The sequence below is a fragment of the Candidatus Thermoplasmatota archaeon genome (assembly GCA_022848865.1).
Taxonomy (GTDB): Archaea; Thermoplasmatota; Thermoplasmata; order RBG-16-68-12; family JAGMCJ01; genus JAGMCJ01.
On the sequence record JAJISE010000072.1, the window covers coordinates 1 to 4860 of the forward strand.

At 56.5% G+C, this 4860-nt stretch carries 4 protein-coding genes; 2 read left to right on the top strand and 2 right to left on the bottom strand.

Annotated elements, in window-relative coordinates:
* Together LN415_09415 and LN415_09420 are read right to left on the bottom strand one after the other, a co-directional pair.
* Positions 1 to 1285 (bottom strand): DUF2330 domain-containing protein (locus LN415_09415; GenBank protein ID MCJ2557302.1); only part of this gene is annotated, 1285 nt, incomplete at its 3' end.
* A gap of 281 nt (positions 1286 to 1566) precedes the next feature.
* Positions 1567 to 1788 carry a hypothetical protein gene (locus LN415_09420; protein ID MCJ2557303.1) on the bottom strand — a complete coding sequence of 74 codons (222 nt, stop codon included), beginning with the start codon at positions 1786 to 1788 and terminating at the stop codon, positions 1567 to 1569.
* A 134-nt stretch (positions 1789 to 1922) separates the two neighbouring features.
* On the opposite strand from LN415_09420, the gene LN415_09425 reads away from it, so the two are divergent.
* Together LN415_09425 and LN415_09430 are read left to right on the top strand one after the other, a co-directional pair.
* Positions 1923 to 3071, top strand: coding sequence for an ATP-binding protein (locus tag LN415_09425; protein MCJ2557304.1), 1149 nt, complete (start codon positions 1923 to 1925; stop codon positions 3069 to 3071).
* A gap of 1 nt (position 3072) precedes the next feature.
* A complete protein-coding gene (locus LN415_09430) occupies positions 3073 to 4716 on the top strand; it encodes a tetratricopeptide repeat protein (protein MCJ2557305.1) in 1644 nt (547 codons plus the stop codon).
* The last annotated feature ends 144 nt before the right edge of the window (positions 4717 to 4860 follow it).

Below are 4860 nucleotides of genomic sequence, written 5' to 3' on the forward strand. Positions count from 1 at the left end.
TCGCCATGATGGTTCCGTAGAACGTGAAAGAGAAAGCGATAATGAACACGACCAGTTTCTCTGGGGGAATGCCCAGGTGTTGATGCATCGCTCTCGCTCCTAAGATCAGGCCCAGGATGCCGACGATGTTGGACATCCCGTACAGGAAGTAGTAAGGGGCCATGTCCCTGCTCCGGCCGATGACGCCCACCCCGACGACAAGCCCTATGGCAGGTGAGACGACGGCGAACAGAAGCAGGAATGTGAGGATTCCGTGCGTTTCGAACAGACTGTGAACGTATGCGGCACGGGCCACGTGTTCGGGCTCCGCCTCATCGATCCAGAGGTCCTCGGTCAGGGCACTTGAAGGTGCCGACAGCTCTATTATCGTGAATTCCCTGTTCCAGCTTTCGGTGATCGATTCGACGAATCTCCGAAGCTCGTAAGAATACTCGTCCCAAAGAGCAGCATGGGTGCTCCCCTGCCAGTAGTACGTGAGTTCCGTGTACGACCTGATCCCATCATATATCCTCGGTGACACGTGTCCTATCACCAGAACCCTCATCGGCACAACATGGCTCCCGTATATGCTCGTCAGAATCAACGGATAGTACATCCTGTCCGTGGGGAATCTGACAATGATGCCAGGCTCTTTGAGCGTTATCCCTGTCTCCTCCACCCAGGTCACCACGAAGGAGAAATCATCCTGGACATAGGCGTCCAACTGCGGGATTACGCCCTCAGAGATCTCCAGGCCGTTGCCCGCCAGATAGTTGTAGATACCTTCTCCTTCTGTCGCGGAAACGACTTCCACGATGAGCCCGCCCATCTCAAGACGCTTGAGAACGGAATAGCCTAGGTGACCAGTCCCCAGGAGACCGGTCCAACCCGTGAGGAAGTATGTGAGTGGCCAAGGGATTCCAACGGAAGCGGGGTAGATGAATGTGAATCGGCCAGCGGCGTCTACGACGGAGTCCCTCGCGTCCTCGACGAAATCAGACCCTGAGAACTCCGGCGAACCGTCGACGATGGCAACACCGATGTCTTCAGGACCGGATGGGAGGGGGAATATCCAGGCCATGGTCTCCGATTCCTGCCAGTCGAAGGTCACGGAAATGAACATCCGCTGGACGCCGTTCACGTAATGTATCACCGCATCCTGCGAGCCTTCCTCGACCTGGAATACTGTGTGAGACTTCCCAAAAACGCCGCCGTCAGCAGCTGCCAACCCGATCGCCGGCTGTAGAACGAATATGAGGACCGCCCAAACGGACAACGTCCTTCGCCAAGTCTTACCTCTCTTCATTCCAATCTCCGCAACTATACTTACTAGTCGTCTTCTCGCTAATAATCCTTCCTGTGGGTCCTACATCCCAGCTTCGGACGAGGATATGATGGACCTCGACGCGCTCAATGAGAACCTGCGCACGAGGTGGGATCCAACTGACGTTTCTTGAGTCCTAGTTGAGAGATGAGAATGTCGGAAGAGCCCTGGTGTGCCCTCCGGGAAAAAGATTAAGAAAAGCGAGCAGGAGGTTCTCCAGGGGTGGCTGATGGAGCCAAGAACCTCCTGCCTTGATCCGCAACCTATTCGGCGAGCCAGTCTTCGAAGGCCTCGTCCTCGCCCCGGAGCCACCGCCTGAGCGCGTCCATCTGGTACTCCTCGTGGGTCTTGGGGGCCCTGATGAGCGGGCGCCCGTCTAGCATGGACTTGTGCTTCGTCCCCCCGATCTGCATGTCGAGCCGGGGGAACACGCCCATTCTCCGGATCCCGAGGACGTCATTGATGCCTTCTCTCCTTCCTATCATCTTACACCTCCGCTTTCTGAACCCTTCATTGTCGGAGGATTGACATAAGGGAAGTGTAGGAGTTCCATAGGAGTCCTTTTAGGATATCCGACCAAACGTATTTACCACGATGAAACATACATAGAATCGAGGACATGAGCGACAGGTCCACAGGTATCAGTCTCACCGTTAAGGAGAAGATCCAGCTCCATCTTCTTGAGTACGCCAAGTTCTCGGATGAGTACTCCGTCCCGCCCGAGATCACCCAATCAGGGATCTCCGAAAGAGTGGGAATCCACCTGAAGCATCTCTCCCAGTACCTGAAACCGCTGCTTGAAGGCGGCCAGGTCGAGGAGCGCACCGCCCACGTGACCGGAATGAAGCAGAGACGGAAGGTCTACCACCTGACGAGCGTGGGCTGGGTGGACGCGTCGAAGGTGAAGGACCTCGTGATGGGGTCCCCCATAAACTACATGACCGCCAGCGGTAGGCTCCGGGAGGGCGTTCTCACAGAGGTGATGGAGAGATACACTCAAGGGCGCAGGATAATGGAGGTGCTGTCAGCGATAGGCGATGACGGCGTCATGGACATCGGCGCGCTCGCGGCGGAGGAGGCCGAAGAGGAACGCCTAGTGGACCACACGGAAGAGGCGCCCAGAACGCCTGATTTCGTGGACAGGCTCAAAGAGATCGAGAAGATAACGTCCCTTCTAGACGAGAGAAAGATCGTTGTTATCCGCGGACTGGCGGGCATCGGCAAGACAGCACTGGCCACGGCCGTGTGCTCTCAGATGCGGGGGAGCAAGAACCTGCTCTGGCACCAGACCCGCAAGTGGGACACGCCGACGACCGTTCTCCTGAAGATGGGGCGGTTCCTGAGAGCGCTGGGGAGCACGATGCTGTACGAGCACGTCAGCGGGGGCGCTGCGGTCGACCTCGGCAGGGTCGAGATCCTGCTCGAGAAGGAGCTGGACAAGAGCAACTCCGTGATGATATTCGACGACTTCCAGTACGCCGGCGAGGAGGTGATGGACTTCTTCTCCATGGTCGGGGACGTAGTGGAGAGGACCGAGGACGCCAACCTGCTGGTTCTTTCGAGGGAGGCGATCCCGTTCTACGACCGGAAGGCGGTCATGATAAAGAAGACCGTGGGGGAGGTAGAGCTCACAGGCCTCGACTTCGAGAGCACCAAGGAGTGGATGGAGAACAAGGGCGTCGAGGACGACTTCAAGGCCGTGCACAAGAGGACCGGGGGCCACCCCTTGTTCCTGGAACTGATCGGCAGCTACTCCGGGAGGTCATGACATGGACCCGGAAATACTGAACGGCATAGACGACTTCATCGGCGAGGAGATCTACTCGAAACTCGAAGACGACGAGAAGAAGATGATGAAGGTCGCCTGCCTGTTCGATGGACCCTTCGAGCCGGACGCCCTCTTCATCGAGGAGGACCTGACCTTCGACACGCTCCTCGCGCTTAGAAACAAGTCGCTCATGAGAACCGTTGCCGACGGGCGGTACCTGGCCCACGAGGTCATTCGCTCCTACTTCAGGGGAATACTGACTCCGACTGAGAAGGAGAGATTCTCTTGTGGAGTAATGCCATACTTGCTCGAGCAGGGGAACAAGGCGAAGATGTCCTATCGCAACGACGACGCGGTGGGCTACTTCTCCAATGCGCTCGAACTGCAGGTGGATGACGGCGGCAAGCTCGAGGCCATGGAGGGGCTGGGTGGTGTACTTGAACTCATCGGTCAGTACGATGGGTCTCTTGATAGATACCAGTCCGTCTTGGAGCTCTCTCCTGAAGCCCGTATCTCCTCCAGGGTTCTCAGGAAGATTGGGAGAGTCCACCTTCTCAGGGGTGAAGGCGAGACGGCTCTGGAGAGTTTCGAGAAGGCCCGTGAACTCCTCGATGATGAGAAGAGCGTGGAGGCTGGGAAGCTGCTTGTAGCGTTCTCTCAGGCCCTTCACAGAACGCGGGAATGGGAAGAGTCGAAGAAAGCAGCCAACGAGGCGATCAAGACACTCGAACTTCACTCCGGACAGGAGAACGAGATAGGAAAAGCCCACAGCATACTGGGGCTCTCTTACATATTCGGAGTTCCCCCAGATTTCAGCAGGGCAGAGGAACACCTTCTGAGAAGCCTCGATCTCCGAAGAAAGGCTGGAAGTTTAGACGGAGAGGCCGCCACTCAGAACAATCTTGGAATTGCCTATGCGAATCTTAGCAAGCCAAGGAAGGCCTTGGAACACTTGAGCGCCGGTGGGAGACTGGCAGAGGAGACTGGCAGCTTCTATACCGCCTCAAAGCTCACGTTGACCCGAGGATGTTTACACTATGAGCTTCTCGGAGAGTTCGATGAGGCACTCGAGCTGTTCAAGAATGGGCTGGGAATCGCAGAAGATGCCGGAGACAGAGGCATCCAGTGCTTGGCCCACAGGCATCTCTCCAGGGCATGCCGTTACAAGGGAGATCTCGAGAGCTCTCTGGAGCACTCCTCCAAGTATGTGGAACTTGCAGAGAAGACGGGACGCAAATGGGACACGATGAACGCCCATCTCGAGAGAGCAAAGGAATTCCTCGTGCTTGAGAGATTCAAGGATTCTGCAGTCTCGTGCAAGATGGCGCGTGGAATGGCCGAGAGAATGGACGATATAGCCATTCTCGCCGATTGCTTGCGGATTGAGGGGGGATACCTGAGAGGACAGGGCAGACTGGCGGAGTCGAGAAAGGCCCTTGACAAATCCATCGAGTTGCTCCGGAAAACTGAGGACACGCACGCCCTTGCGTTGGCCTACTGTGAGTACGCTCTTCTGTGCAGAGACGAGGGGGATCGGAGGAAGAGCGAGGAACACGTCAATCATGCAGTCAAGCTGCTAGAATCCGAGAACATTTCCTGGCTTGCAGACAGCATCAAGGCTGCCTTCACCGCAAGGGGACCCTAGCCTAGGCTCTTGTGAAGCCCATTCACATCCAGAATACACTGGAAGAGCGTATTGGCAGGTCCTAGTTGATTGGGTTACACTTGCCCCCTACTTCAGCCATCTGGCTGCTGATCCATCGCTGTGATGTAGTGCCACACTTGCATC